We start from the raw sequence: 26859 nt of genomic DNA, 5'->3' as shown, positions 1-26859 counted from the left end.
GTCAGAGGGTCTCGCCGACGTACGCGATCAGGTCCGCGAGCCGGTTGGAGTAGCCCCACTCGTTGTCGTACCAGCCGAGCACCTTGACCTGGTTGCCGATCACCTTGGTGAGCGGCGCGTCGAAGATGCAGGACGCCGGGTCGGTGACGATGTCCGTCGAGACCAGCGGGTCCGTCGAGTAGCGCAGGAACTTGCCGTCGGCCGCGGCCTTGACGATCTCGTTGACCTCGTCGACCGACGTCTCGCGCGACGCCTCGAAGGTCAGGTCGGTGGCCGAGCCGGTCGGGACCGGGACGCGCATCGCGTAGCCGTCGAGCTTGCCCTTGAGCTCCGGGAGCACCAGGCCGATCGCCTTCGCGGCGCCGGTGGAGGTCGGCACCATGTTGAGGGCGGCCGCGCGCGCACGGCGCGGGTCCTTGTGGATGTTGTCCTGGAGGTTCTGGTCCGCGGTGTACGCGTGGATCGTCGTCATCAGGCCCTTGTTGATGCCCAGGCCGTCGTGCAGGGCCTTGGCCATCGGCGCCAGGCAGTTGGTCGTGCACGAGGCGTTGGAGATGACCGTGTGCGACGCGGCGTCGTAGGTGTCGTGGTTGACGCCCATCACGATGGTGACGTCCTCGTTCGAGGCCGGCGCGGAGATGATGACCTTCTTGGCGCCGCCGTTGTCGACGTGGGCGCGCGCCTTGGTGGCGTCGGTGAAGAAGCCGGTCGACTCGACGACGACGTCGACACCGTGGTCGCCCCACTTGATGGCAGCGGGGTCGCGCTCGGCGAACGCCGTGATGACCTGGTCGCCGACCGTGATCTGGCCGTCGGCGGCGCTGACGTCCGCGTCCAGGCGACCCAGGATCGAGTCGAACTTGAGGAGCGGCGCGAGGGACGAGGTGGCGGTCAGGTCGTTGACGGCGACGATCTCGATGTCGAGGCCCGAGGCCCGGACGGCGCGGAAGAAGTTGCGGCCGATCCGGCCGAACCCGTTGATACCTACACGAACAGTCACTGGTTGCTCCTGCTAGTCGATCACGGAGTGCAAGGGGACGACGTCGACCCTATCGTCTGGGTCGACAGGTCCAGCGTGCCCGTCCGGCGTACGTGCCAGTAACTGCCGAAGGTCCCGGGATCAGCCTTCGTCGGCCAGCATCTCCGGCGTCAGCGACGCCTCGGTGTCGGGGATCCCGAGCTCCTCGGCGCGCTTGTCGGCCATGGCCAGCAGCCGCCGGATCCGGCCGGCGATCGCGTCCTTGGTCAAGACCGGGTCGTGCAGCTGGCCGAGCTCCTCGAGGGAGGCCTGCTTGTGCTCGAGCCGGAGCTGGCCGGCGAGCTTGAGGTGGTCGGGAACCTCCTCACCGAGGATCTCCATGGCACGGTCGACGCGGGCGCCGGCCGCGACCGCGGCCCGGGCCGAGCGACGCAGGTTGGCGTCGTCGAAGTTCGCGAGCCGGTTGGCGGTCGCGCGCACCTCGCGGCGCATCCGACGCTCCTCCCAGGCCATCAGCGACTCGTGGGCACCGAGGCGGGTGAGCAGCTGGCCGATGGCGTCGCCGTCGCGGATCACGACCCGGTCGACGCCGCGCACCTCACGCGCCTTGGCGTGGATCCCGAGGCGACGGGCGACCCCGACCAGCGCCAGGGCGGCCTCGGGTCCGGGGCAGGTCACCTCGAGGGCCGACGACCGACCCGGCTCGGTCAGGGAGCCGTGGGCGAGGAACGCACCACGCCAGGCCGCGACCGCGTCGCAGCCACCACCCGACACGACGGCCGGCGGGAGCCCGCGGACGGGGCGACCGCGCTGGTCGAGCAGGCCGGTCTGGCGCGCGAGCGCCTCGCCGTCGCGGACGACACGGACGATGTAGCGGCTGCCCTTGCGGATGCCGTTGCCCTGCACCATGACGACGTCGGACTGGTGGCCGTAGACCTCGGCGATGTTGGTGCGCAGCCGCCGCGCAGCGGCGCCGGTGTCGAACTCGGCCTCGACCACGATGCGCCCGCTGACGATGTGCAGACCGCCCGCGAACCGGAGCATCGAGGCGACCTCCGCCTTGCGGCAGCAGGTCTTGGTGACCGGGGTGCTCGACAGCTCTGCTTTCACCTGTGCCGTCATCGCCATGGCCCGATCCTGCCACGCGAGTCAACGACCCTCGACCACGACCCTGAGGTCACCGACCGGTCATGATCGCGGTGTACGCCGCAGCCAGCCGTTGCGGGTCGTGGTGGGGGCTCCCGTCGTGGAGAGCGACGTCCGCCAGGTGCAGCGCGGCGCCGTACGACGCGACCGCGGCATGCAGGTCGCCGGCGTCGTCGCCGACGCTGTCCAGGTCGGCGAGCACGGTGTGGATGCGCAGGTCAGGCGCGTGCTCCATCAGCGCGGCCAGGTGGTCGAAGGGGCCGAAGCCGTCGGTCTCGCCGGCCTCGTCGGCGAGGTTGAGCACCACGACCACCCGCGCGTCGGTGTGCACCAGCGCGTCGCGGAGCTGCGGCACCATCAGGTGGGGCATCACCGAGGTGAACCACGAGCCCGGCCCGAGCACGACCCAGTCGGCCGCGCCCACGGCCGCGATCGCCTCCGGACAGGGCTCGGGGTCCGGCGGGTCGAGCGCGATCGAGACGATCTCCCCCGCCGTCGTGGCGACCTCGACCTGGCCGCTGACCGTCGAGGCCGCCGCCGGGTCGGCGGCATCCAGGCCACGCACCTGGGCGGTGATGTCGAGCGGGGTCAGCGCCATCGGCAGCACCCGCCCGCTCGTGCCGAGCAGCCGCCCGACCCAGTCGAGGGCGGCCACCGGGTCGCCGAGCTGCTCCCACAGCCCCACGATCAGCAGGTTGCCGATGACGTGCCCGTTCATCTCCCCGTGACCGGCGAACCGGTGCTGGAGCACGCGTGCCCAGGTGTCGCCCCACTGGTGCTCGCCGCACAGCGCCGCGAGCGCCATCCGCAGGTCGCCCGGTGGGAGCACGCCGAACTCCGAGCGCAGCCGGCCGGACGAGCCGCCGTTGTCGGCGATGGTGACCACGGCGGTCAGGTCGTCGATCACGAGGTCGGCGACCAGGAGCCGCAGCGCGTGCAGGGACGCCGAGAGCCCGTGGCCGCCACCGAAGGCGACGACGGACTGCGCCCGATCGCTCGCAGACATCACCGGCGCGGTCACTCGCGCCCGAGGTCGCGGTGGGTCGGGCGGGCCTCGAAGCCCGAGGCACCGAGCCGTCGGGTGATCTCCTCCGTCATGGCCACGCTGCGGTGCTTGCCCCCGGTGCACCCGATCGCGACGGTCATGAAGCGCTTGCCCTCGCGCAGGTAGCCCGCCGCGACACCCTCGAGCACCGGCACGTAGCCGTCCAGGAACTCGGCCGCTCCCGGCTGGGACATGACGTAGTCGGCCACCTCGACGTCCTTGCCGGTGCCGTTGCGCAGCTCCGGGATCCAGAAGGGGTTGGGCAGGAAGCGCATGTCGGCGACGAAGTCGGCGTCCACCGGGATGCCGTACTTGAAGCCGAAGCTGGTGACGGTCACCTTGAGCCGCCGGGTGTCCGGGGTCCCGAACGCGTCGGCGATCCGGTCGGTGAGCTGGTGCACGTTGAGCGCGGTGGTGTCGATGACCAGGTCCGCGTCGCTGCGCAGCTCGGCCAGCACCTCCCGCTCGCGGTGCAGTCCGTCGAGCAGCCGACCGGTGCCCTGCAGCGGGTGCGGCCGTCGGGCCGCCTCCTGGCGGCGTACGAGGACGTCGTCGGTGGCCTCGAGGAAGACGAGGGTCGCGTGCCGGCCGGTCGCCCCCTGCGCCAGGTTGGCCTGGAGCGTCTCGAAGAAGGAGCCGGACCGCACGTCGACGACCACCGCGACCGGCTGCTCGATGCCGCGGCTCTCGTCGACGAGCCGGACCACGTCGCGCAGCAGGCTCGGCGGCATGTTGTCGACGACGTAGTAGCCGAGGTCCTCGAGCTCCTTGGCGGCGGTGCTGCGCCCGGCACCGGTCATGCCGGTCACGACGACGAGCTCGCCGTGCTGCTCCTCGGACATCAGGACTCCTCGATCTCGCCGGTCGCGGTGTTGACGCTGATGATGCTGGGTCCAGTCTGACCGTTGGAGCCGCTGCTCTGCTGGGCAACGGCATCCTTGATCGCCGTCGCGGTCCGCTCGCCGATGCCCGGCACCAGGGCGATCTCCTCGACCGTCGCCGCCCGCAGCTTCTTCAGGGACCCGAAGTGCTTGAGCAGGGTCTTGCGTCGCACCTCGCCGAGGCCGGGTACGCCGTCGAGGAGGCTCTCGACCATGGTCTTGGACCGGCGCGAGCGGTGGTGCGTGATGGCGAAGCGGTGCGCCTCGTCGCGGATGCGCTGGAGGAGGTAGAGGCCCTCGCTGGACCGCGCCAGGATCACCGGGTCCTCCTGGCCGGGCAGCCAGACCTCCTCGAGCCGCTTGGCCAGGCCGCACACCGGGATGTCGACGATGCCGAGCTCGCTCAGGGCGCGCTGGGCCGCGGCGACCTGCGGCGGACCGCCGTCGACGACGACCAGCCCGGGGGCGTACGCGAACTTCCGCGGCCGGCCGGTCTCGGGGTCGACGAGCATCGGACCGTTCTCGGTCACCCGCTCGGTGCTGGTGGCCTGCTCGTCGAGCAGTCGCCGGAACCGTCGGGTGATGACCTCGTCCATCGACGCGACGTCGTTCTGGCCGTCGACACCCCGGATCACGAACCGTCGGTACTCGCTCTTGCGCGACAGCCCGTCCTCGAACACCACCATCGAGGCGACCACCTCGGTGCCCTGGAGGTTGGAGACGTCGTAGCACTCGATGCGCAGCGGCACCTCGTCGAGGCCGAGCGCCTCCTGGATCTCCTCGAGCGCCCGGTTGCGCGTGGTCAGGTCGCTGGCCCGCTTGGTCTTGTGGAGCGCGAGCGCCTGCGACGCGTTCTGCGCGACCGTCTCCTGGAGCGCCCGCTTGTCGCCGCGCTGCGGCACCCGGATCGCGACCTTCGAGCCGCGCAGGTCGCCCAGCAGCGTCTCGTACGTCGTCGCGTCCGGTGGCAGCGCCGGCACCAGGATCTCGCGCGGGATCTCGTCGGGGGTGGCCCCGGCGTACAGCTGGAGCAGGAAGTCGTCGACCAGCTTGTCGGTGCCGCCCTCGTCGACGCGGTCGGCGACCCAGCCCCGCTGGCCGCGGATCCGGCCGCCGCGCACGTAGAAGATCTGCACCGCGACCTCGAGCGGGTCCTCGGCGAGCGCGATCACGTCGGCGTCGGTGCCGTCGCCCAGCACGACCGCCTGCTTCTCCAGCGCCTTGTGCAGCGCGCCGAGGTCGTCGCGGAGACGGGCCGCCTTCTCGAAGTCGAGCGCGTCCGAGGCGGCGTACATCTCCTTCTCGACGCGCTTCACGAACGCCGTGGTCTGGCCGCCCATGAAGTCGCAGAAGTCCTCGACGATCTCGCGGTGCTCCTCGGCGCTCACGTTGCCGACGCAGGGCGCCGCGCACTTGTCGATGTAGCCGAGCAGGCACGGCCGCCCGATCTGGCTGGACCGCTTGAAGACCCCGTTGCTGCACGAGCGCATGGGGAAGACCCGCAGCAGCAGGTCGACGGTCTCGCGGATCGCCCAGGCGTGGCCGTAGGGCCCGAAGTAGCGGGTCCCCTTGCGCTTCGCGCCGCGGCCGACCATCACCCGCGGGAACTCGTCGCCGACCGTCACCGCCAGCCACGGGTAGGACTTGTCGTCGCGGTACTTCACGTTGAAGCGCGGGTCGAACTCCTTGATCCAGGAGTACTCCAGCTGCAACGCCTCGACCTCGGTCTTCACGGTGGTCCACTCGACGCTCGCGGCGGTCGTCACCATCGTGGCCGTGCGCGGGTGCAGGTTGCCGACGTCCTGGAAGTACGACGACAGCCGCGGCCGGAGGCTCTTCGCCTTGCCGACGTAGATGACCCGGCCCTTGGGGTCCCGGAACCGGTAGACACCCGGGAGCGTCGGGATCGACCCAGGTTCGGGGCGGTAGGACGCAGGGTTTCGCACGTCGCCAACCCTACGGTCCGGCACCGACAACTTCTTTGTCGCGTGGTTGACTCTACTTACATGCGATGTCGTGACCGGTACGGGTATGAGCTCACCTCCTCCCCCGACGCCGCCCGCACCTACCAGCGCGGGGTCGAGGACCTGCTGCGGCTGCGCAGCGGCGCCGAGCGGTCCGTGGCGGCCGCGATCACCCTGGACCCGACGTTCGCCCTCGGTCACGCCACGCTCGCGCTGCTCGGCCACGAGATGTGCGCGGCCGTCGACGTGCGGGCCCGGATCGACGACGCGGTCGCGCTCGCGCCGCGGGCGACCGAGCGCGAGCGCAGCCACGTGCACGCCGTCGCCGGCCACCTGAAGGGCGACTCGCGGCCCCTGGTGGCGCATCTCGAGGCCTACCCGCGCGACGCGGTGCTGCTCTCCACCGCCGTGCCCACGATCGCCTTCGCGGGCGTCACCGAGGTGCCGGCCGAGGCCTGGCACATCGTCGAGCAGGCCGCCCCGGCGTACGGCGACGACTGGTGGTTCACGGGCCTGCTCGCCTTCATCCGGCAGGAGCAGGGTCGCTTCGACGAGGCCATGGACCTCTCCTGCCGGTCCCTGCAGGTCGAGCCCACCGCCGGGCACTCCGCGCACGCGCGGGCGCACGCGCACTACGAGACCGGCGACCACGACGCCGGCCTGGCCTGGATGGACGACTGGGTGCGCGGCGACGGTGCCGACACCGACAGCCTCAGCCACTTCTCGTGGCACGCGGCCCTGCACGAGCTCTCGCTCGGTGACCTCGACGCCGTACGCCGTCGCTACGAGTCGCAGCTCCGTCCGGGCGGCGCCCTCGGCTGCCGCGCCCTGGTCGACACGGGCTCGCTGCTCTTCCGGTGGGCGCTGACCCCCGACGCGCACGACGTCCCCGACATGCGGGCGGTCGGGACGGCGACGCCGGACGCGACCCTGAGTCGGCCGGCCACGCCGTTCCTCGCGATGCACACCGCGGTCTTCCACCTGGCGCTCGACGACGCCGCGGCACTCGGCGACCTCGAGGCCTGGGCCTCGACCCACCAGCACCCCACCCACCGCGAGGTCGTGGCGCCGCTCGCGCGGGCGCTGCGCGCGATGACCACCGGACGGTGCTCGGCCGCCGCCGACCAGCTCGCGGCGCTGAGCACGCAGACCTGGCGCCTGGGCGGCTCCGACGCCCAGCGCGAGATCATCGAGGAGGCCCGGATCTCCGCCCTGCTGCGGTCCGGACGGCTCGACGAGGCCCGCGTCCTGCTCGATGCCCGCCTCGACCGTCGCGAGTCGCCCCGCGACCGTCAGTGGCGGCGGGCCACCGCCCCGACCACGGCGGGCGTCAGCTCAGGCTGATCGCGTCACCCTGCACCGAGATCGGGACCTCGTCGAGAGGTGCCGTCGCCGGTCCGTTCTGCACGGAGCCGTCGGCGATCGAGAAGGTGCTGCCGTGGCACGCACAGTTGATGGTCCCGCCGTCGACGCTGGAGACCACGCAGCCCTGGTGGGTGCACACGGCCGTGAAGCACTTGAACTCCCCCGCCGACGGCTGGGTCACCACGACCTTCTGGTCCGCGAAGATCGTGCCGCCGCCCTTCGGCACGTCGCCGGTGCTCGTCAGCGCATCGGCGGTTGGGCTCGCCGGGGTCGCCGAGTCCGACGGCTCGGCGCTCGCCGTGGGGCTGGTCGTGGGCGTCTCGGGGGCCGGGTCTGTCGCCGTGCTGCCCTCGCTGCCGTCACTCGACCCGCACGCGGCCAGCAGGGGCACGCCGACCCCGACCACTGCCGCGCCCGCGAGGGTGCGGCGTCGCGTGATCCCGCGGTCCGCCATCGCTCAGGCCGTCGAGATCGTGTCGCCGGAGACCTTGATCGAGACCTCCGCCAGGCCGGAGGTCGCCGGCCCGTTGACGACCGAGCCGTCGGCGTCGGAGAACTTGCTCCCGTGGCACAGGCAGTCGATCGTGCCGTCGGTGACCTGCGAGACCAGGCAGGACTGGTGGGTGCACACGGCGGAGAACGCCTTGAAGTCGCCCTCCGTCGGCTGGGTCACGACGATCTTCTGGTCGCCGAACACCTTGCCGCCGCCGACCGGCACCTCCGAGGTCGTGCCGAGCTCCTCGCCCGCGGCCGGCGCCTCGGTGGCCGTGTCGCCGGAGTCGCTGCCGGCGCAGGCCGCCAGCAGCGGCGCCCCGATGCCCATCGCGGCCGCTCCGGTCAACGTCTTGCGGCGGGTGATCCGGTCGGTGCTCACAGTGGTCCTCTCGGCAGGCCGTCGTTGAAGTTTCACCCTAGCCAGGGACGCCAGCCCAGACTGTGGCCTGGCGATGAGAGTTCTGTGAGAACTAGCTGGCCTTCCGCTTCGCCGCGGCCGACTTCCTGGCCGCTGTCTTCTTGGCGGGCGCCTTCTTCCCGGCGACGGGCTTCGTCGCCGGAGCCTTCTTCGCGGTGGCCTTCCGGGCGGGCTGCTTGGCCTCGCGACCCTCGAGCAGCGGCGCTAGGAACTGGCCCGTGTAGCTGGCCGGCGTCGCTGCGACCGCCTCCGGCGTGCCCTCGGCCACCACGGTGCCGCCGCGCGAGCCGCCCTCGGGTCCCATGTCGACGAGCCAGTCGGCGGTCTTGATGACGTCGAGGTTGTGCTCGATCACCAGGACGGTGTTGCCCTGGTCGACCAGGCGGCCGAGCACGAGCAGCAGCTTGCGGATGTCCTCGAAGTGCAGGCCGGTCGTGGGCTCGTCGAGGACGTAGACCGTCCGCCCGGTGGAGCGCTTCTGGAGCTCCGAGGAGAGCTTGACGCGCTGCGCCTCGCCGCCCGACAGCGTCGTCGCGGGCTGGCCGAGCCGCACGTAGCCGAGGCCGACCTCGACCAGCGTCTTCATGTGGCGCGCGATGGCCGGCACCGCGGCGAAGAAGTCGGCAGCCTCCTCGATCGGCATGTCGAGGACCTCGGCGATGGTCTTGCCCTTGTAGTGCACCTCGAGCGTCTCGCGGTTGTAGCGGGCGCCGTGGCAGACCTCGCACGGGACGTAGACGTCCGGCAGGAAGTTCATCTCGATCTTGATCGTCCCGTCGCCGGCGCACGCCTCGCAGCGGCCGCCCTTGACGTTGAACGAGAACCGGCCCTGCAGGTAGCCGCGCATCTTCGCCTCGGGCGTCGACGCGAACAGCTTGCGGATGTGGTCGAAGACGCCGGTGTAGGTCGCCGGGTTGGAGCGCGGGGTCCGCCCGATCGGCGACTGGTCGACGTGGATCACCTTGTCGACGTGCTCGAGGCCGGTGATCTTCTGGTGCCGGCCGGGCACGGCGCGAGCGTTGTAGATCTGCTTGGCGAGCGACGTGTAGAGGATGTCGTTGACCAGCGTCGACTTGCCGGAGCCGGACACCCCCGTCACGGCGACGAACAGCCCGAGCGGGAACGCGACGTCGACGTTCTGCAGGTTGTGCTCGCGGGCGCCGTGCACCGTGAGCTCGCGGCCCTTCGTGCGCGGGCGGCGTACGGCGGGGACCGGGATCTCGCGGCGACCGGACAGGTACTGCCCGGTCATCGAGTCGGGGTGCGTCAGCAGGTCGGCGACGTTGCCGCTGTGCACGACCTGACCGCCGTGCTCGCCGGCGCCGGGGCCGATGTCGACGACCCAGTCGGCGACCCGGATGGTGTCCTCGTCGTGCTCGACGACGATCAACGTGTTGCCGAGGTCCTTGAGCCGGACCAGGGTCTCGATCAGCCGGTGGTTGTCGCGCTGGTGGAGCCCGATCGAGGGCTCGTCGAGCACGTAGAGGACGCCCACGAGGCCGGCACCGATCTGGGTGGCCAGCCGGATCCGCTGGGCCTCGCCTCCGGACAGCGACCCGGAGGGCCGGTCCAGGGAGAGGTAGTCGAGGCCGACGTCGAGCAGGAAGTTGAGGCGCTCCTGGATCTCCTTGAGCACCCGCTCGCCGATCTGCCGCTCACGCGCGGTCAGGTCGAGCGTGCGCAGGTAGTCGGCGGTCTCGTTGATCGGCATCCGGCAGACCTCGGCGATGTTCTTGCCGCCGTCCTGGATCGAGCCGCCCAGGGTCACCGACATCGACACCGGCTTGAGCCGGCTGCCGCCGCAGGCCGGGCACGGGACCTCGCGCATGAAGCCCTCGAACCGCTCTCGGCTCGTGTCGGACTCGGCCTCCCGGTGCCGACGCTCGATGTAGGGCCGGACGCCCTCGAACTCGGCGTAGTAGGTACGCTGGCGCCCGTAGCGGTTGCGGGTGACGACGTGGACCTTGGTCGAGTGGCCGTCGAGGATCGACTTCTGCTGCTTGGTGGTGAGCTGCTCCCACGGCGTGTTGAGGTCGAAGCCGAGCTCCTCGCCCAGAGCGCCCATCAGCCGCAGGAAGTAGTCGGCGACGTGGGCCTGGCTCCACGGCTGGATGGCGCCCTCGCCCAGCGTCGCGGTCGCGTCGGGGACGACCAGCTCGGGGTCGACCTCCATCCGGGTGCCGAGGCCGGAGCACTGCGGACACGCGCCGAACGGCGAGTTGAAGGAGAACGACCGCGGCTCGAGCTCGTCGGTGTCGATCGGGTGCTCGTTGGGGCACGCCATCTTCTCGCTGAAGCGCAGCTCCCGGCCCGGGTCCTTGGCGTCGAGGTCCACGAAGTCGAAGAGGACCAGCCCACCGGCCAGCTGCAGCGCGGTCTCCACCGAGTCGGTGAGCCGCCGCTTCGAGGACTCCTTGACCGCCAGCCGGTCGACGACGACCTCGATGGTGTGCTTCTTCTGCTTGTCCAGCTTCGGCGGCTCGTCGAGCGGGTAGGTCTCGCCGTTGACGCGGGCCCGCGAGAAGCCCTGGGTCTGGAGCTGCTTGAAGAGCTCGATGTACTCGCCCTTGCGGCCGCGGATCACGGGCGCGAGCACCTGGAACCGGCGGCCGTCCTCCAGGGAGAGGATCTTGTCGACGATCTGCTGCGGGGTCTGCCGCTCGATGGGCGCGCCGCAGGTGGGGCAGTGCGGGCGACCGGCCCGCGCGTACAGGAGCCGCAGGTAGTCGTAGACCTCGGTGATGGTGCCGACGGTCGAGCGGGGGTTCTTCGACGTCGACTTCTGGTCGATCGAGACGGCCGGTGATAGGCCTTCGATGAAGTCGACGTCGGGCTTGTCCATCTGCCCCAGGAACTGGCGCGCGTAGGCCGACAGCGACTCGACGTAGCGCCGCTGGCCCTCGGCGAAGATCGTGTCGAACGCGAGCGACGACTTGCCCGAGCCGGAGAGCCCGGTGAAGACGATCAGCGAGTCGCGGGGAAGGTCGATCGACACGTCCTTGAGGTTGTGCTCGCGCGCTCCTCGGATGATGAGCTGATCCGCCACTGAGTGTCCCCTCGCTTCGAACAGGTGTTCGCCATCGTAACCGGCGCAGACAAGGCACAACCAGTCAGGACGCGCCGGTGTTCCCCACGATCTCACGCACCGCCGACAGTCCCTCCCGCGCCCGGAGTCGGGCGGCGGTCGGGCAGGATGGGGCCATGTCCGAGCCGAACCGCCAGGCCATCGTCGAGGAGCTCCTCCCGGAGGCGACCCGACAGCTGATCCGCAGCGCCGACTCCCTCACCGACGAGGAGTACGCCGCCCCCAGCGGGCTCCCCGGCTGGACCCGCGGCCACGTGCTCGCGCACCTCGCGTTGAACGCCGAGGGCCTCGCCGCGGCGCTGCGCGGGATCCTCGAGGGCACGCGGACGACGATGTACGCGTCCCAGGAGGCTCGCGACGGCGACATCGAGGCCCTCGCGGCCGAGGGACCGTCGGAGATCCGCACCCGGCTGCTCGGCGCCACGACCGAGCTCGCCGACGCGCTCGACGCACTGCCCGAGGACCAGTGGGACACCACCTTCGACCGCACCCCGGGAGGCCGGACGAACGTCGCCGACGACGTGCCCCGGATGCGGCTCCAGGAGGTCGAGATCCACCACGCGGACCTGGCGGCCAGCTACTCGTACGACGGCTGGACGCCCGCCTTCGCCACGATCCTCCTGGACGGGATGAGACCCCGCGACGAGGCGGCCGGTGCCTTCCAGGTCCGCGCGAGCGACCTCGGCCGCACCTGGGCGTTCGGCGACGGCGGCCCGACCGTCACCGGCACGGGCGGCGCGCTCGGCTGGTGGCTGACCGGCCGCGGCACCGGCGAGGGACTGACAAGTGACAGCGGCACCCTGCCGCAGATCGGAGCATGGTGACCATGACGTACACCGGCGAGGTGCGGCCCGGCGGGGACGCGGACGTCCGCGAGCTCGCGGGCCTGACCATCACCAAGGTGGCGGTCGACGAGAAGATGTCGAACAACTGCTACCTGCTCCGGTGCCACGACACCGGCGAGCAGGTCCTGATCGACGCGGCCGCCGCGCCGGAGGTGCTGCTGCCGCTCATCGGCCCGGCGGGGCTCACCTCCGTCGTCACGACCCACCAGCACTGGGACCACCACCGGGCGCTCGCCGCGGTCGTCGAGGCCACCGGCGCCGACGTCCTCGTGGGCGCGCCGGACGCCGCAGCCGTGACCGAGCAGACCGACGTACCCGTCACCCGCGAGCTCGCGCAGGGCGACACGGTGGCCGTCGGCACCTGCACGCTCGAGGTGATCGCGATCGCCGGCCACACGCCCGGATCGGTCGCCCTGGTCTACCGCGACCCGTCGGGGCACCCGCACCTCTTCACCGGGGACAGCCTCTTCCCGGGCGGGGTCGGCAACACGTTCGGCGACAAGGACGCCTTCGCCCAGCTCATCGACGAGGTCGAGACCAAGGTCTTCGGCACGCTGCCCGACGACACCTGGTTCTACCCCGGCCACGGCGACGACTCCACGCTCGGTGCCGAGCGGGCGTCGCTGCCGGAGTGGCGCGAGCGCGGCTGGTAGCGACGTCGGGGCCGACGTCAGGCGACCTGCGGCCAGCCACCCTCGGGACGCCGCGACTCGTCGACGGGCGGGGCCGCGGTGCGGGTGACCGGGAGCCCCGGGTTGTAGATCGGCGGCAGGTGGCTGAACTGGCTCAGGTCGACGTCGGCGACGACCGGGGTCTCGGGGGTCTCCCAGCCGGAGAGGTCGAACTGCAGGTCGTCGGTGCGCGGCACGGCGTCCAGGTCGAGGAACTCCGCGATCGGCATCGCGCCGGGTCCGGTCTCGCTGTTGAGGTCGGCGAAGACCATCATCGCGGCCCAGTCGGGGGCGGTGCCGGCGTCGAGGTGGCGGCGCAGGCGACGCTCGGCGACGTCGGCGTCGATCGCCAGGACGAGCCGGTCGGCGCCGAAGCGGTCGATCCAGATCCACATCGTGCGCGCGGTGATCCCGCGCTCGGCGGCGGTGCCGAGGACCCGGGCGATGGTCGCCTCCGGGAGCGGGTGGGCGGCAAGGGCGCGTTCCACGTCCAGCTTCGTGACCCGGTCGGGGCAGGCCCGGAGCTGCGCGTCGCGCCGCTCGAGGTCGCGCGGCCGCACCGTCTCGGCGTGGGGACGGGTCGGCAGAGCGGTGATCGCCCACACGGCGGCGATCACAGTGATCAAGCACAGTCCGAGAAACATGGCGAGTCCTCAAGTGGTCAGTGGCTGTCCGTTGCTGCCAGAACTTCCCTGAAGAGTTCAGACTCACGCCTCCACGGACCAAAAGATCCGGGTGACTAGACCAGAAATTCTTGCGGGAAACCTGAGGGTTCACACGCACAGGTCGGTCGTCGTCAGTGGTAGGTGACCTTGACCGTGTCGGTCACCGGGACCGACTGGCACCCGAGGCGGATCCCCTCCGCGAGGTCGTCGTCGTCGAGGACGTCGTTGTGGAGCATCTTGACCTCGCCCTCCAGCAGCCGGATGGCGCAGGCCGAGCACTCCCCCTCGCGGCAGGAGTACGGCGCCTTGACCCCCTTCGCCTCCAGGTGGTCGAGCAGCTTGGTGCCCGGGGCCCAGTCGTCGAAGGAGTAGTTCTCGCCGTCGAGCTCGACCTCCAGCTTCACCAGACCCTCGGGGCCGGGGTCGGTCGGCTCGGCCTCGGTCACGTCGTCGGGGTCGCTCTCGGCGTCCTCGATCTCGTGCTCGGCGACCTCCTTGTCGTGCAGGTCGCCGAACGGGTTGCCGCCCAGGGAGATGAACTTCTCCTGGTGCCGTCGCTCCCGCGGGAACTCGAGCTCCTTCAGTGCGGCGATCGTCAGCTTCATGAACGGCGCGGGGCCGCAGACGAACGCGTCGTACGAGGTGTACGCCGACGCGAAGGCCCGCATCTGCTCCTGGCTCGGCAGGCCCTGGACGGACTCCAGCCAGTGCACGACCTGCAGCCGGTCCGGGTGCGCGGCCGCGAGCTCGGTCAGCTCGCGGGCGAAGATCACCGAGGACTCGTCGCGGTTGGCGTAGAACAGGACGATCCGGCCGGTGCCCTGCTCGAGCGCGGTCCGGGTGATGGAGATGACCGGCGTGATGCCGCTGCCCCCGGCGAGGAGCAGAAGGTCGGCGCTCAGCGACGCCGGCGTGAAGATGCCGCTCGGGGGCAGCACGTGCATCGTGTCGCCCTCGCGCAGGTTGTCGCAGACCCAGTTCGACGCGTAGCCGTCGGCGGTGCGCTTCACGGTGATCGTCAGCGGTCCACCGCCGACCGGGCTGCTGGACAGCGAGTAGCAGCGCGCCGCCACGCCCGTCCGGTCGCTCGGCACGGCCAGGGTCAGGAACTGTCCCGGCCTGTAGGCGAACTGCTCCTCGGCACCGGCGGGGACCTCGAAGGAGATGGAGTGCGCGTCAGTGGTCTCCTCGACCACGTCCACGACCTTCAGCTCGAAGGCGTCGTCCGACATGTGGTTAGTAACCGTCCTCGGCTCCGATGGGGATCTGCCCGTCGCGCGCCGCAGCCTCGATGCTGGACACGAGCCGCGGGCAGCTGTCCTTCACGTCGCGTGCGCCGGTACGGCGCGCGAGCGCGGTGCAGTGCCCGCGCGCCTCGGTCGTCCACTGGATCGACGTGTGGTGGTCGCTGTTCTTCTTGACGCCCACGCGGGCCAGGCAGTCCAGGCACTCGACCTCGACCAGTCGGGCGGCCGTGTAGAGGCGCTGGTCCTCGATCGTGTCGGCGCTGGTGGGGATAAAGGAGGCCATGGCTCAGGTGCCCGACATCATCTGCGGGGTCTCGACACCCTCGCCGGCGGAGTCCTCGGCCGCCTTCTTGCGCAGGTTCTCCGCGACCTCGTCCTGCCAGTACTCGTTGGCCTTGGTGGTGTCGACCTCGAACTCGAACCGGTCCACCATCTCCGGCTGGATGTCGTCCTGGTCGACGTAGAACTGCTCGTACCACCGGCGCAGCTGGTAGACGGGGCCGTCCTCCTCGCAGAGCAGCGGGTTCTGGACCGGCACCTTGTTCTTCCAGATGTGCACGTCCTGCAGGAAGCCGCTGCCGAACATCTCGGCGTACTTCTTCGCGATGAAGTCGGTGGTCTTCTCGTCGAGCCCCTCGGGCTTCTTGACGACGATGCCGTACTGCAGCCGGAAGGAGTCCGGTCCGGTCGGCACGTGGCAGTTGACCAGCACGACCTCGGTGTTGAAGCCCTTGTAGTCGGTGTCGAGCCAGTTGATCATGTACGACGGTCCGTAGTAGGTCGCCTCGGACTTGAGGAAGAGCTCGGCGTCGCCGTACCCCTCGGTCTTGTCGGGGCGGCCCTTCGACTCCATGAACTGCGTCGCGAGGGTGCCCTCGAAGACGTTGCGGAAGCTGGTCGGGAACGCGAAGTGCACGTAGTAGAAGTGCGCCATGTCGACGACGTTGTCGATCAGCTCGCGGCAGTGCGATCCCTCGATCTCCTCGGAGACCCACACCCAGTCGGTGTACTCGCCCTCGGCGAGACCGGGCAGCTGCGGCGGCAGGATGTCGTAGTCGGCCTTCGAGCCCTCGGTGTCGTGCCAGATCAGCAGCTGGTCGTTGACGATCGCCGTCTCGTAGCGCTGGGTGCGCGCCCGCAGCGGCACGCGCCGCGCGTACGGGATCGCCTTGCACTTGCCGTCGCCGCCCCAGCGCCAGTCGTGGAAGGGGCACGCGATCTCGTCGCCCTTCACCTCGCCCTGGGTGAGGTCGCCGCCCATGTGGCGGCAGTAGCCGTCGAGGACGTTCAGCTCGCCCTGGGTGTCGGCCCAGACGACCAGCTGCCCGCCGAACGCGCCGACCCGGTGCGGCTTGCCGTCGCGGAACGAGTCGGCCAGACCGATGCAGTGCCACCCGCGCGCGAAGCGCTCGGGCGGGGTGCCGTGGTCGAGGGCGCGGACGTCACTCATGGCAAGCCTCCAGACATGTGGACCAAAACAAGAACAGGTTATAGTTTTTGATCCCGGGATACCAGCGGACCCACGTCACACGAAGCACCCGACGAAAGCAGAGTCCCCTATGCACATCGCCCTCACACCCGAGCAAGAGCAGCTGCGGGAGGAGCTCCGCGAGTACTTCGCGGCCCTCGTGACTCCGGAGGTGAAGGCCGGGCTCGCGTCGGCGACCGGCGAGTTCGGAGACGACGTGGTCTACAAGAAGGTGATCCGTCAGCTCGGCACCGACGGGTGGCTGGGCATCGGCTGGCCGACGGAGTACGGCGGGCAGGCCCGCTCGATGGTCGACCAGCTGATCTTCACCGACGCGGCCGCCGTCGCCGGCGTCCCGATCCCCTACCTGACGCTCAACACCGTCGGGCCGACGATCATGCGCTACGGCAGCGACGAGCAGAAGGAGTACTTCCTCCCCCGCATCCTGAAGGGCGACCTGCACTTCTCGATCGGCTACTCCGAGCCCGGCTCCGGCACCGACCTCGCCTCGCTCAAGACCCGCGCCGTCCGCGAGGGCGACGAGTGGGTGATCAACGGGCAGAAGATGTGGACGTCGCTGATCCAGTACGCCGACTGGCTCTGGCTCGCCTGCCGCACCGACCCCGACCTGCCCCGCCACAAGGGCCTCTCGATGATCCTGGTGCCGGCCGACTCCGCAGGCTTCTCGTACACCCCCGTCCACACGGTGGCCGGCGTGAGCACCAGCGCGACGTACTACGAGGACGTCCGCGTGCCGGCCAGCAACCTGGTGGGCGAGCTCAACGGCGGCTGGTCCCTGATGACCAACCAGCTCAACCACGAGCGGGTCGCGCTCACCTCGGCCGCGCCCCTGACCTACTCGATCGACATGGTCCGGCGCTGGGCGCAGGAGACCAAGAACCCCGACGGCCAGCGGGTGATCGACTCCGAATGGGTCCAGATCGCGCTCGGGCGGGCGCACGCGCGCACCGAGGCGCTGCGGCTGATCAACTGGAAGCTCGCCGCCGACGCCGACGCCGGCGTCGCGCTCTCCCCCGCCGAGGCCTCGGCCACCAAGATCTACGGCTCCGAGCTGGCCACCGAGGTCTACCGGGTGCTGATGGAGATCGTCGGCCCCAACGCCGGGCTCACCGGCGCCTCCGAGGGCGCGGTGCTCGCGGGCCGTCTCGAGCGGTTCTACCGCTCTGCTCTCGTCATGACGTTCGGCGGCGGCACCAACGAGATCCAGCGCGACATCATCGGGTACGTCGGCCTCGGCCTCCCCGCAGCGAAGCGATAGGACGAGAGGCAGACATGGACTTCCAGTTCACGCAGGAGCAGGACGAGGCCGCCGAGCTGGCGGCCGGGATCCTCAAGGACCGCGCCACCAACGAGCGGCTCAAGGCCGTCGAGGCGGGCGGCGACCGGTTCGGCCGCGAGCTCTGGGCGGAGCTCGGGTCGGCCGGGCTGCTCGGCCTCGCCCTCCCCGAGGAGTACGACGGCGCCGGGCTCGGCCTCGTCGAGCTCAGCCGCGTGCTGGTCGAGGTCGGGCGCACCGTCGCGCCCGTGCCGCTGGCTGCGCACGGCCCGGCCTCGCGGTTGATCGCGGAGCTCGGCTCGGACGCCCAGAGGCAGCAGTGGCTGCCGGGTGCCGCGTCCGGCGCCAACGTCCTCACCGCGGCCGTCGCCGAGGAGCGCTCCTACTCCCCCGCACGCCCCACGACCGTCGCGACGCCGGACGGCTCGTCGTACGTGCTCACCGGCAGCAAGGCGATCGTGCCGGCCGGTCCGTACGCCGACGCGTTCCTGGTGCCGGCGGAGACCCCGTCCGGGGTGGGCGTCTTCCTCGTCGAGCCCGGTGACGCCGGGGTCACCGTGGTGGCGCAGAGGTTCTCGGACGGCGACTCGGTCGCACGCCTCGACCTCGACGGCGCGGTCCTGGCAGCCGACCGCCTGGTCGGTGCCGCGGACGGCGCGGCCGACCGCCGCCTGCGGCAGCTGCTGCTGCTCGCCGGCTCGGCCGAGCAGCTGGGCATCACCGAGGGCGCGCTCGCTCTCACCTCGGCGTACGCGAAGACACGCGAGCAGTTCGGTCGCCCGATCGGCACCTTCCAGGCCGTCTCGCAGCGGCTTGCGGACGGCTACATCGACGTGCTCGGCCAGCGGCTCACGCTCTGGCAGGCCGCCTGGCGGCTCGACGAGGGACTGCCCGCCGACAGCGAGGTCGCGATCGCGAAGCTGTGGGCGGCCGACGCCGGCCACCGGCTCGCGCACACGGCGGTCCACGTGCACGGCGGCGTGGGCATCGACCTGGACGGCGAGACGCACCGTTACTTCACCTCGGCCAAGCGCTTCGAGTTCCTGCACGGCGGTGCCACCGAGCAGGCGCTGAACGTCGGCCGGATCCTGGCGGCCGAGCCGGCGTGAGCACGCCCACGGTCCGCGAGCAGCTGCTCGCGCGCACCGGCGACCCCTCCCCCGGGCTGCTGTTCGAGGACGAGTCCTGGACCTGGGCCGAGGTGGTGCACGAGTCGAGCGTGCGGGCCGCCGTCCTGGCGACCCTGCTACCCGACGGCGAGCCGCCGCACGTCGGCGTGCTGCTCGAGAACGTCCCCGAGTTCGCGTTCGTGCTCGGCGGCGCGGCCCTCAGCGGCCAGGTCGTCGTCGGCCTGAACCCGACCCGACGAGGCGCGGCGCTCGCGGCCGACGTACGCCGCGCCGACGTGCAGGTCGTCGTCACCGACGCCGCCCACGCGGACCTGCTCGCCGACGTCGACGTGCCCGTGCTGCCGATCGAGTCGCCGGACTGGGCGGCGTTGCTCGACGAGCACGCCGCCGCGGAGATCCCCGCGGCCGCGGTCGGGCCCGACGACCTGATGATGCTGATCTTCACCTCGGGGACGTCGGGCGACCCCAAGGCCGTCAACGTGACCCAGGCGAAGGTCGCCTACCCGGGGCAGTTCCTCTCCGAGCGGTTCGGGCTCTCCCCCGCCGACGTGGCCTACCTGTCGATGCCGATGTTCCACTCCAACGCGATCATGGCGGGCTGGGGGCCGGCGCTCGCGGCCGGCTCGACGATCGCCCTGGCGCGGCGCTTCTCGGCGTCCGGGTTCCTCCCCGACGTACGCCGGCACGGTGCGACGTACGCCAACTACGTCGGCAAGCCGCTCACCTACATCATGGCGACGCCGGAACGGCCCGACGACGCAGACAACTCCCTGCGGCTGGTGTTCGGCAACGAGGCCAACGACCGCGACATCGCGGGCTTCGGTGAGCGCTTCGGCTGCGTCGTCGTCGACTCCTACTCCTCGACCGAGAACGCGGTGATCGTGCAGCGCGTGCCCGAGATGCCGCCCGGCTCGCTCGGCCGCCCCGTCGAGGGCGTCAAGGTGCTCGACCCCGAAACGATGGCCGAGGTGCCGGACGCGGAGTTCGGGCCGGCGGGTGAGCTGCTCAACGCCGAGGCAGCGACCGGCGAGCTGGTCAACACCGCGGGAGCGGGCGCCTTCGCCGGCTACTACAAGGACCCGGGTGCCGAGGCCGAGCGGATGCGCGGCGGGATGTACTGGTCGGGCGACCTCGCCTACCGCGACGTCGACGGCTTCGTCTACTTCGCCGGCCGCACGGCCGACTGGCTGCGGGTCGACGGCGAGAACCTCGGTGCCGCGACAATCGAGCGGATCCTGCTGCGGCACCCGGCCGTCGACGAGGCGGCCGTGTACGCCGTGCCGGACGAGGCCGTCGGCGACCAGGTGATGGCCGCCCTCGTGGTCCGCGGCGATCTCGACCCCGCCGGGTTCGAGGCGTTCCTGGACGAGCAGGCCGACCTCTCCCCCAAGGCACGACCCCGCTACGTCCGGGTCCTCACGACCCTGCCGCGCACCGCCACCAACAAGGTCCTCAAGCGCGAGCTCGCGGCCGAGGGCCCGGTCGCCGGTGACGGCGTGCTGTGGACCCGCGAGGCCCGCGGGACGTCGTACTCCTGACCCGTCAGGGCGCAGGCGACGGCTCGGTGTCGTCGTCGGTGAACGGCGTACCGCCGCCGAAGGAGTCGGAGACCGCGGCGGCGTCCAGGACGCGGTACGGCGCGGGCGAGCTGGCGGCCCGGGTCCGCAGCGCGTCCACCGGCACCGGACCACCGGACGCGACGACGACCAGGTTGCCGAGCCGCTTGGCCCGCAGCGTCGCCGGCTCGGCCGTGAGCAGCACGGACGGGAACGCGGTCCGGATCGCCGCGACCGCCCGGCGCGTCCAGCCGAACGGCGCCCGGTCCGTCAGGTTGAAGGCCACGACTCCCGTCGGTCCGACCACGCGCAGCAGGTCGGCGGCGTACACCGTCGTGACGAGCTCGCCGGGCACCCGGGCGTCGGCGAACGCGTCGACCACCACGAGCTCCGCGAACCCGTCCCGCAGTGCCGCGAGACCCGTCCGTCCGTCGATGTCCCGCACCTTGATCCCGCTGCCCCGCGGCAGCGGCAGGTCGCGCCGGACCAGCTCGGTCACCGACGCCGCCGGCTCGAGCACGACCTGGGCGGAGCGTGGCCGGGTCGCGGCGACGTACCGCGGCAGCGTCATCGCGGCCCCACCGACGTGCACCACCCGCAGCGGCTGGCCCGCCGGAGCGACCGCGTCGACGACGTCGGCCAGGCGACGCACGTAGTCGAAGACGAGCCGGGTCGGGTCGTCGAGGTCGACGTGGGACTGGTCCATGCCCGACATCCGGAGCACGAAGGAGCCGGGCCGGTCGCCCGTCACGATCTCCACGTCATCGGCCACACCGCGAGCCTCCCACGGGACTTCCGGCCCCCGGGTGGAGGCCGCCCGTCCCTGCCGACCGGCTTCCGGCGCCAGCACCGTTGACCCATGACGTACGACGGCACGAACTACCCCATCACCGACCACGGCATCTGGTTCTGGGTCCTCTTCCTCACGGTGGTGATCACCGCCACCGTCACCCTCATGGGGCTGTTCATCCTGGCCGTCGCGCGCGACGGCGAGACGGTGCGCTCCGACGACGACTGATCGAGGGCGCTCGACCTGCGCTCGCGTCGAGTCCATCTCCACGGCGAGCCTGGGCTGCGTGTTGGTCGCTGCAGTGCTCCGTGACTAGGCGCGTGCGAACTGCGTAGACGCGCTCGGAGGTCACCGGCTCTATCCCTGGACTCGCCCGGTCTCGTACGCCCACATCGCGACCTCGACACGGTTGCGGGCGCCGAGCTTGTTCATCAGCGCGCCGACATGGGTTTTCACGGTGCTCAGGGTGATGTGCAGCTCGTCGGCGATCTCTGCGTTGGTGCGACCTCGGGCGACGGTGAGGAGCACCTCTTCCTCGCGTTCGGTGAGCGGCTCGATCGGCTGGGCCGGCGGGGAGGCTCGCTCCAGGCGAACCAGGGTCGTGAGCAGGCGGCGGGTGATGTCGGGTGAGATGAGCGCGTCGCCGTTCGCGGCTGCGTGGATCGCCTGGACCAGCAGCTCGGGTCCGGCGTCCTTGAGGAGGAAGCCTCGGGCGCCGGCCTTGAGGGCACCATGGACGTACTCGTCGAGATCGAAGGTCGTGATGATCACGATGGCCAGGGGGTCCTCGACGCCGGGGCCGGCGAGTTGGCGAGTGGCCTCGACGCCGTCGATGCCGGGCATCCGAATGTCGAAGAGGCAGACGTCGGGACGCAGCTCGCGTGCCACGGCCACCGCCTCCAGACCGTCCGTTGCCTCGCCGACGACCTCGATCCCGGGCTGCGCGTTGAGGATCATGGTGAGCCCGGTGCGGACCAGGAGCTGGTCGTCGGCGACCACCACCCGGATGGTCACCGTGGCACCTCCCGCAGGAGCGTGGCCTCGACGGTCCAGCCCCCGACCGGGTCCGGCCCGGCCTGACAGGCGCCGCCGAGCAGCTTGGCTCGTTCGGCCATCCCGATCAGGCCGTAGCCCACGGTGCTTGCGGGGCGCACTGGTTCTCCGTCGTCGTGCACACGCAACCGTACGACGCCCACGTCACCGATGACCTCGACAGTGACGGCCGTGGCATTCAGCGAATGCCTGAGCGCGTTGGTGACCGACTCCTGACAGATCCGGTAGATCGCCACCTCCACCGGTTGCGGCAGGCCAGTGAGGTCGCCATCGCGGTGCACCTGAACGACGGGGTTCATCCGGGTCAGCTCGTCCAGATCGCTAATGCCCCGTTGCGGCGCGTAGTCCGCCTCCTCGCCCTCGCGGAGCACCCGGACCATCGTGCGCATCTCGTGCAGGGTCCGCGACGCCTCCGCCGCGATGACAGCGAGCGCCTCGACCGCCAGTGCCGGGTCGGCCGCGCCCACCGCCCGCCCCGCCTGAGCCTGGATCGCGATGGCCGACACGTGGTGCGCGACGGTGTCGTGCAGCTCGCGGGCGAGCTCACCGCGCTCGAGCGCCCGGACCTGCTGCACCTCGCGCTGGTGCGCCACCGCGCGGTATCGCATCGCGGCTCCGAGCGCGAACGAAGCGACCAGCACGGTGGCGCCACCGATCGCGTCCCCGAGCTTCTCGGTGGTCGCGAGACCCAGGCCGGCCGGCACCGCGATGACCGCCGTACCGATCAGCGCCTCGCGGCCGGAAGCCCAGCGGTACAGGTTGTAGGGCAACAGCAGGAGGAAGGCCATGGAGTTGAGCCCGACCTCGGCGACGTCGGTGACGAAGGTCGGGATCTGCAGCACGAGCGCGCCGCCGAAGCCGATCGCGGTCACCAGCAGCGGATGCGTACGCCGCCAGAGCAGGGCCGGGATCACCAGGAGCGCGACCACCGCGGCCAAGGGGCGCCACGACATGTCGGAGCGGAAGATCGCCTCACCCGCTGCCGCTACCAGCAAGCCTCCGACCAGGGCCCAGTCCCACCACGCCCGCGCCGGCGGGTCCGGGGCACGGGGCTCGGCAAGGACCGAGCGGAAGAAGGTGGTGGGCACCTCGCCAGCCTAGAGAGCGGGGACGCTCGTCGTACGGGGCACAAGCACGAGTCGTTTCTCGTCCTTTCGGACGAGGAGCCGACCGTTCCTGGGCCCGATGTGGATCGCGCGCCGCCTCGCCACGGTGGAGGCATGTCGAATCTCCTCTACCGGCTCGGCCGGTCTGCTGCCACCCGGCCCTGGACCTTCATCGGCGCCTGGGTAGTCCTCTCGCTCGTCGTCATCGCCTCGTCCGCTGCCTTCGGGCGTCAGCTCGAGGAGAGCTTCGAGGCACCCGGCCTCGACTCCTACCAAGCTGCGCAGCTGCTCGCCGAGACCCAGGCCGACCCGGGCGGGGTCACCGCCCAGGTCGTGCTCGAGGGCCAGGACGCTGCGGCGCAGCTGGCGCCGGCGGAGGCCGCTCTCGCGGAGCTCCCGAAGGTGCTGGGTACGACGAGCAGCGTCGCGCCCGCAGGGGACATCGCCATCGTGCGCGTGCAGTATCCGGCCGTCGGACAGCTCGACAAGTCCGACCTGGACAACCTCAAGGGTGCCTTGGCTGACGTGCGGGACGACTCGTCCCTGACGGTGGAGGCGGGAGGCGATCTGTACTTCGCCTTCGAGGAAGCGCCCGCCGGGCTCGGCGAGGTCGCGGGGATCGCCGTCGCGATGATCGTCCTGCTGATCGCCTTCGGCACCTTCGTCGCCATGGGGCTGCCGATCGCGATGGCGTTGTTCGGTCTGGTCGTCGGCGCCACCTCGATGACGCTGGTGACCTACCTGATCGACATCCCGGCTTGGGCACCGCAGCTCGCGGCCATGGTCGGGCTCGGCGTCGGTATCGACTACGCGCTCTTCCTGGTCACCCGGCACCGCGAGAACCTGGCCCAGGGGATGCCGGTCGAGGAAGCCGTCGGCCGAGCCCTGGCAACGGCAGGACAGGCGGTGCTGTTCGCCGGCGGCACGGTCGTCGTGGCGATCCTCGGGTTGCTCGTCGCGGGGATCCCGTTCGTGACCGGGGGCGGGATCGCGATCTCGGTGATGGTGCTCGTGATGGTGCTTGCTTCGGTCACCCTGCTGCCGGCACTGCTCGGGCTGGCGGGGCACCGGATCAACGGACGCCGGCGCACTGCCCACCGGCCGAGCACCGGCTGGTACCGGTGGGGCGCTCACGTGACCCGCAACGCGACGGCCTACCTCGTCGCAGGAGCGGTCCTGATGATCGCCCTGGCTGCACCCGTCCTCGCACTGAACCTGGGCACTCCTGACGACGGGACCAAGCCCGAGTCGAGGACCGAACGCCGGGCCTACGACCTGATCGCCGACGGGTTCGGCCCCGGGGCCAATGGGCCTCTGGTCATCGCGGTCGACATCTCCCAGGGCGGATCCGTCGTGGCTCCCCTGGCGGCGGCGATCGCAGCCGACCCAGGCATCGCCTCGGTCGACGACCCGACCATCGATCTCGCCGCAGGCGTGGCGACCATCGTGGCGCTACCGACCACCTCGCCCCAGGACGAAGCCACCCAGGAGACCGTCGCGAGGCTCCGCAGCGAGGTCTTCCCGACGGTGCTCGACGGCACTGCAACGACCGCCCACGTCGGCGGGCAGACCGCCACCTTCGCCGACCTCGGTGACCGGGTGCAGGAGCGGATGCCGCGCTTTGTGGTTGCCGTGCTGCTGCTGTCGTTCCTCTTGCTCGCGGTGCTGTTCCGCTCGGTGCTCGTGCCACTGAAGGCGGTCGTGCTCAACCTGCTGAGCGTCGGTGCGGCGTACGGCGTGCTCGTCATGGTCTTCCAGTGGGGCTGGTCGGCCGAGCTCATCGGCGTGGAGTCGACGGTGCCGATCGTGTCGTTCATCCCGCTGTTCATGTTCGCGATCTTGTTCGGGCTCTCCATGGACTACGAGGTCTTCCTGCTGTCGCGGGTGCGCGAGGAGTACCGCCGACACGGTGACAACACCCGGGCGGTCATCGCCGGGATCGCCGGCACCGGGCGCACCATCACCGCAGCCGCGCTGATCATGGTGGCGGTCTTCTCGGGATTCGTCCTGGGCAGTGACCCGGTGGTGAAGATGATGGGAGTCGGACTCGCCACGGCGATCTTCCTCGACGCGACCGTCGTACGCATGGTGCTCGTCCCGGCCACCATGAAGCTCCTCGGCGACGCGAACTGGTGGCTGCCGGGCTGGCTGGACCGGCTGTTGCCGCAGCTGGACTCCGCGCCGGTGGAGACACCGGCGGGGGTAGCGATCGCCCCACCGCCGCAGGCTTCCTAGGGCAGGTGGGCTGAGCCGCGCGAGGCGGGTGTGTCATGCCGCCGCTAATGCACCTCGCGTTTCACGCGATCAGGATCCAGCGTCCGTCGTCGACCTGCCGAAAGGCGGGATGTCGGAGCCCCGCCAGCGGGGGCGCGGTCGACTGATAGGTGTGCCCTGTCGGGGTGGTGATCTCGATGGTGTGGTCGTCGGGGCCGGGACGGGGTTCGTGGTGCCAGCCGGGGGCTTGCTTCGCGTAGTTGCAGGACTCGCAGAGACCCTGACCGCTGGTGGCGGTGGTGGGACCGCCATCGGCGGCCGCGGTGACGTGGTCGGCGTGGCGGATGGGGGCGTTGCACCAGGGGCTCCGGCACCACTGGTCGCGGTGGCGCAAGAACGCGGCGAGCCGGGTCGGGAAGCGGCGGTGGTGCGAGTCCATGGCGACGAGCTGCCCGGCGGCGGGGGCGGCGTAGAGGCGGCGGACCCAGGTGCGAGTGCCGGCGTCGAGGTTGCGGAGCACGAGCTCGCGGGCCAGGTCGGCGGGGATGGGTCCGTGGTCGAGGAGGGCCGCCGCGTCGTGGGCGCCCGCGAGCAGAGCCCGGTCGGTCATGACCAGCCCGACCGAAACCGGGACGACCGGCCGCCCGTCCGCGCTGGACGGGCGACCGGTGAGGCGGGTGACGAGCGTGTCGGCCATGACCTGCCCGCGGCTGCGGGGATCGCCGCCGGCGCGGGCGGTGTCGGCCCGGTCGCGGAGCGCGGCGTACGCCGCGACGCCCTCCGCGACCGGAAGGAGCGCGGTGAGGTAGACCATCGTGTCGGGGGCAGGACGCATCGTGACCCGGCGCTCGGTCTCGGCGCGGCGGCGTCGTTCGGCAACCGCAGCGGGATCCAGACGGGCGACGAGGGTGCGGACCTCGCCGAGCACGGCCCGGTCGGACAACGCGCTCAACGCGTCGGCGTCCTGGGCGAGCGCGCGGTCGATCGCGAGGCGGTCCTCGCGGGACACGCACGCGGTCTCGCGGGCGATGGTGACGACCCGCCACTCCGTGACCAGTCCGCGACGGAACGCCTCCATGGTGTGCGGCAGCTCGGGTGCGATGCGGGCCAGGGAGAGGTGCAGGCGGCCGCGGTGCGGCGACTCTCGGCGGGCCAGTGCGACCTCCTCCGCCACCCCGCGCCCCTGGGCGCTGTCGGCGTCGAGGGCCGCGGCCAGGCGCAGCTGACGGGCCTGGGCGGCGCAGACCAGCTCCTCGAGCGCCCGGATCTCGTCGACCTGTCCGGCCCGGTCCGGGCTCAGCGCGGACTCAGCGAGCACGACTGTCACCGACCGCAGCAGCGGTGCGCCGAGTGACTCGTCGAGATCGAACATGCGTTCGATTATACGCCACGAACGGGCCCGTGACAAGGCACATCCCTCCGGCATCGTGCCCATCGCA

24 protein-coding genes are annotated in these 26859 nt (G+C 71.2%); 8 read left to right on the top strand and 16 right to left on the bottom strand.

What is annotated here, in order from left to right; translation table 11 throughout:
* Position 1: 1 nt before the first annotated feature.
* From gap to uvrC, 5 genes are all read right to left on the bottom strand, one after another.
* Positions 2 to 1000: a type I glyceraldehyde-3-phosphate dehydrogenase gene (gene gap, locus ASC77_RS00380; RefSeq protein ID WP_056147396.1), complete on the bottom strand. Its 999-nt coding sequence runs from the start codon at positions 998 to 1000 to the stop codon at positions 2 to 4.
* Positions 1001 to 1120: 120 nt separating this feature from the next.
* On the bottom strand, positions 1121 to 2107 hold the full coding sequence (gene whiA, locus ASC77_RS00375) for a DNA-binding protein WhiA (protein WP_056147394.1): 987 nt from the start codon (positions 2105 to 2107) through the stop codon (positions 1121 to 1123).
* Positions 2108 to 2156: 49 nt separating this feature from the next.
* Positions 2157 to 3131 carry a gluconeogenesis factor YvcK family protein gene (locus ASC77_RS00370; protein WP_056149690.1) on the bottom strand — a complete coding sequence of 325 codons (975 nt, stop codon included), beginning with the start codon at positions 3129 to 3131 and terminating at the stop codon, positions 2157 to 2159.
* A gap of 11 nt (positions 3132 to 3142) precedes the next feature.
* A complete protein-coding gene (gene rapZ, locus ASC77_RS00365) occupies positions 3143 to 4012 on the bottom strand; it encodes an RNase adapter RapZ (protein ID WP_056147391.1) in 870 nt (289 codons plus the stop codon).
* A complete protein-coding gene (gene uvrC / locus ASC77_RS00360) occupies positions 4012 to 5997 on the bottom strand; it encodes an excinuclease ABC subunit UvrC (protein WP_056147388.1) in 1986 nt (661 codons plus the stop codon). The genes rapZ and uvrC overlap by 1 nt, the downstream gene beginning before the upstream one ends.
* Before the next feature lie 60 nt (positions 5998 to 6057).
* Between uvrC and ASC77_RS00355 the strand changes: the two genes are divergently transcribed.
* Positions 6058 to 7359: a hypothetical protein gene (locus ASC77_RS00355; RefSeq protein ID WP_056147386.1), complete on the top strand. Its 1302-nt coding sequence runs from the start codon at positions 6058 to 6060 to the stop codon at positions 7357 to 7359.
* Here the strand turns inward: ASC77_RS00355 and ASC77_RS00350 are convergent.
* From ASC77_RS00350 to uvrA, 3 genes are all read right to left on the bottom strand, one after another.
* Positions 7346 to 7834, bottom strand: a complete 489-nt coding sequence (locus ASC77_RS00350; protein WP_056147383.1) for a Rieske (2Fe-2S) protein — start codon at positions 7832 to 7834, stop codon at positions 7346 to 7348. The genes ASC77_RS00355 and ASC77_RS00350 overlap by 14 nt on opposite strands.
* Positions 7835 to 7837: 3 nt before the next feature.
* Positions 7838 to 8254, bottom strand: coding sequence for a Rieske (2Fe-2S) protein (locus ASC77_RS00345; RefSeq protein WP_056147380.1), 417 nt, complete (start codon positions 8252 to 8254; stop codon positions 7838 to 7840).
* 91 nt (positions 8255 to 8345) lie between these two features.
* Entirely contained in the window at positions 8346 to 11339 is a 2994-nt protein-coding gene (gene uvrA, locus ASC77_RS00340) for an excinuclease ABC subunit UvrA (protein WP_056147376.1), read from the bottom strand.
* 155 nt (positions 11340 to 11494) lie between these two features.
* Between uvrA and ASC77_RS00335 the strand changes: the two genes are divergently transcribed.
* A complete protein-coding gene (locus ASC77_RS00335; RefSeq protein ID WP_056147375.1) occupies positions 11495 to 12202 on the top strand; it encodes a maleylpyruvate isomerase N-terminal domain-containing protein in 708 nt (235 codons plus the stop codon).
* 2 nt (positions 12203 to 12204) lie between these two features.
* A complete protein-coding gene (locus ASC77_RS00330) occupies positions 12205 to 12876 on the top strand; it encodes an MBL fold metallo-hydrolase (protein WP_056147374.1) in 672 nt (223 codons plus the stop codon).
* A gap of 17 nt (positions 12877 to 12893) precedes the next feature.
* On the opposite strand, the gene ASC77_RS00325 is transcribed toward ASC77_RS00330, so the two are convergent.
* The 4 genes from ASC77_RS00325 to ASC77_RS00310 form a co-directional block, all read right to left on the bottom strand.
* On the bottom strand, positions 12894 to 13520 hold the full coding sequence (locus ASC77_RS00325) for a hypothetical protein (RefSeq protein WP_156390855.1): 627 nt from the start codon (positions 13518 to 13520) through the stop codon (positions 12894 to 12896).
* A gap of 170 nt (positions 13521 to 13690) precedes the next feature.
* Positions 13691 to 14791, bottom strand: a complete 1101-nt coding sequence (locus tag ASC77_RS00320; protein WP_056147368.1) for a ferredoxin--NADP reductase — start codon at positions 14789 to 14791, stop codon at positions 13691 to 13693.
* 4 nt (positions 14792 to 14795) lie between these two features.
* Positions 14796 to 15089: a hypothetical protein gene (locus ASC77_RS00315; protein ID WP_056147364.1), complete on the bottom strand. Its 294-nt coding sequence runs from the start codon at positions 15087 to 15089 to the stop codon at positions 14796 to 14798.
* A 3-nt stretch (positions 15090 to 15092) separates the two neighbouring features.
* Complete coding sequence (locus tag ASC77_RS00310; RefSeq protein WP_056147361.1) at positions 15093 to 16256, bottom strand: Rieske 2Fe-2S domain-containing protein; 1164 nt, start codon at positions 16254 to 16256, stop codon at positions 15093 to 15095.
* A gap of 109 nt (positions 16257 to 16365) precedes the next feature.
* Here ASC77_RS00310 and ASC77_RS00305 point away from each other — a divergent pair, with 109 nt between their 5' ends.
* From ASC77_RS00305 to ASC77_RS00295, 3 genes are read left to right on the top strand one after another with little or no spacing between them, the layout of a single operon-like run.
* The gene (locus ASC77_RS00305) at positions 16366 to 17553 is read left to right on the top strand and encodes an acyl-CoA dehydrogenase family protein (protein ID WP_056147358.1); all 1188 of its coding nucleotides are present in this window, start codon (positions 16366 to 16368) and stop codon (positions 17551 to 17553) included.
* A 14-nt stretch (positions 17554 to 17567) separates the two neighbouring features.
* A complete protein-coding gene (locus ASC77_RS00300; RefSeq protein WP_056147353.1) occupies positions 17568 to 18680 on the top strand; it encodes an acyl-CoA dehydrogenase family protein in 1113 nt (370 codons plus the stop codon).
* On the top strand, positions 18677 to 20239 hold the full coding sequence (locus ASC77_RS00295) for a long-chain-fatty-acid--CoA ligase (protein WP_056147350.1): 1563 nt from the start codon (positions 18677 to 18679) through the stop codon (positions 20237 to 20239). Before ASC77_RS00300 ends, ASC77_RS00295 begins: the two co-directional genes overlap by 4 nt.
* Positions 20240 to 20243: 4 nt before the next feature.
* Here the strand turns inward: ASC77_RS00295 and ASC77_RS00290 are convergent, their stop codons facing one another.
* Positions 20244 to 21029, bottom strand: a complete 786-nt coding sequence (locus ASC77_RS00290) for a spermidine synthase (RefSeq protein WP_235547365.1) — start codon at positions 21027 to 21029, stop codon at positions 20244 to 20246.
* Between the two features lie 87 nt (positions 21030 to 21116).
* Between ASC77_RS00290 and ASC77_RS26410 the strand changes: the two genes are divergently transcribed.
* A complete protein-coding gene (locus ASC77_RS26410) occupies positions 21117 to 21275 on the top strand; it encodes a hypothetical protein (protein ID WP_156390854.1) in 159 nt (52 codons plus the stop codon).
* A 129-nt stretch (positions 21276 to 21404) separates the two neighbouring features.
* On the opposite strand, the gene ASC77_RS00285 is transcribed toward ASC77_RS26410, so the two are convergent.
* Positions 21405 to 22061, bottom strand: a complete 657-nt coding sequence (locus tag ASC77_RS00285) for a response regulator (protein ID WP_056147347.1) — start codon at positions 22059 to 22061, stop codon at positions 21405 to 21407.
* Positions 22058 to 23029, bottom strand: a complete 972-nt coding sequence (locus tag ASC77_RS00280; RefSeq protein WP_235547364.1) for a sensor histidine kinase — start codon at positions 23027 to 23029, stop codon at positions 22058 to 22060. Before ASC77_RS00280 ends, ASC77_RS00285 begins: the two co-directional genes overlap by 4 nt.
* 291 nt (positions 23030 to 23320) lie before the next feature.
* On the opposite strand from ASC77_RS00280, the gene ASC77_RS00275 reads away from it, so the two are divergent.
* Entirely contained in the window at positions 23321 to 25441 is a 2121-nt protein-coding gene (locus ASC77_RS00275) for an MMPL family transporter (RefSeq protein ID WP_056147341.1), read from the top strand.
* A 61-nt stretch (positions 25442 to 25502) separates the two neighbouring features.
* Here the strand turns inward: ASC77_RS00275 and ASC77_RS00270 are convergent, their stop codons facing one another.
* A complete protein-coding gene (locus tag ASC77_RS00270; RefSeq protein ID WP_056147338.1) occupies positions 25503 to 26792 on the bottom strand; it encodes an HNH endonuclease in 1290 nt (429 codons plus the stop codon).
* Positions 26793 to 26859: the final 67 nt, after the last annotated feature.

The organism is Nocardioides sp. Root1257, from assembly GCF_001425175.1.
GTDB lineage: Bacteria > Actinomycetota > Actinomycetes > Propionibacteriales > Nocardioidaceae > Nocardioides.
Note: the sequence above shows the minus strand (reverse complement) of the source record. Positions and strands in the feature narration are given on the sequence as shown.

Coding starts and splice junctions, on each gene's coding strand:
- ASC77_RS00275 (WP_056147341.1), top strand. CDS start 23,321: ATGTCGAATCTCCTCTACCGGCTCGGCCGGTCTGCTGCCACCCGGCCC.
- ASC77_RS00320 (WP_056147368.1), bottom strand. CDS start 14,791: ATGTCGGACGACGCCTTCGAGCTGAAGGTCGTGGACGTGGTCGAGGAG.
- ASC77_RS00270 (WP_056147338.1), bottom strand. CDS start 26,792: ATGTTCGATCTCGACGAGTCACTCGGCGCACCGCTGCTGCGGTCGGTG.
- ASC77_RS00300 (WP_056147353.1), top strand. CDS start 17,568: ATGGACTTCCAGTTCACGCAGGAGCAGGACGAGGCCGCCGAGCTGGCG.
- ASC77_RS00310 (WP_056147361.1), bottom strand. CDS start 16,256: ATGAGTGACGTCCGCGCCCTCGACCACGGCACCCCGCCCGAGCGCTTC.
- whiA (WP_056147394.1), bottom strand. CDS start 2,107: ATGGCGATGACGGCACAGGTGAAAGCAGAGCTGTCGAGCACCCCGGTC.
- ASC77_RS00315 (WP_056147364.1), bottom strand. CDS start 15,089: ATGGCCTCCTTTATCCCCACCAGCGCCGACACGATCGAGGACCAGCGC.
- ASC77_RS26410 (WP_156390854.1), top strand. CDS start 21,117: ATGACGTACGACGGCACGAACTACCCCATCACCGACCACGGCATCTGG.
- ASC77_RS00335 (WP_056147375.1), top strand. CDS start 11,495: ATGTCCGAGCCGAACCGCCAGGCCATCGTCGAGGAGCTCCTCCCGGAG.
- ASC77_RS00370 (WP_056149690.1), bottom strand. CDS start 3,131: ATGTCTGCGAGCGATCGGGCGCAGTCCGTCGTCGCCTTCGGTGGCGGC.
- ASC77_RS00355 (WP_056147386.1), top strand. CDS start 6,058: ATGCGATGTCGTGACCGGTACGGGTATGAGCTCACCTCCTCCCCCGAC.
- ASC77_RS00330 (WP_056147374.1), top strand. CDS start 12,205: ATGACGTACACCGGCGAGGTGCGGCCCGGCGGGGACGCGGACGTCCGC.
- rapZ (WP_056147391.1), bottom strand. CDS start 4,012: ATGTCCGAGGAGCAGCACGGCGAGCTCGTCGTCGTGACCGGCATGACC.
- ASC77_RS00350 (WP_056147383.1), bottom strand. CDS start 7,834: ATGGCGGACCGCGGGATCACGCGACGCCGCACCCTCGCGGGCGCGGCA.
- ASC77_RS00305 (WP_056147358.1), top strand. CDS start 16,366: ATGCACATCGCCCTCACACCCGAGCAAGAGCAGCTGCGGGAGGAGCTC.